At 34.7% G+C, this 202-nt stretch carries 1 protein-coding gene; it reads left to right on the top strand.

Annotated features, from left to right (window positions below; genetic code table 11):
- A partial coding sequence (locus KI369_RS27825; RefSeq protein ID WP_238484972.1) for a zinc ribbon domain-containing protein occupies positions 1-202 on the top strand: 202 nt, incomplete at both ends.

The raw sequence follows: 202 nt of genomic DNA, 5'->3' as shown, positions 1-202 counted from the left end.
CCAATCGTTTTGTCATATCCCGCATAATTTACTGATTCAAATGATTACATACAAAGCAAATGCTGTAGGCATTCAAGTTGTTGTAACTGAAGAATCATATACATCGAAAGCAAGTTTTCTGGATAACGACTTCATTCCAACGTATGGAGAAAATGACCAAAATACAACTTTTTCAGGAAAACGAATAAAGCGCGGCATATAT

This window comes from Bacillus sanguinis (genome assembly GCF_018332475.1).
Classification (GTDB): domain Bacteria; phylum Bacillota; class Bacilli; order Bacillales; family Bacillaceae_G; genus Bacillus_A; species Bacillus_A sanguinis.
Note: the sequence above shows the minus strand (reverse complement) of the source record. Positions and strands in the feature narration are given on the sequence as shown.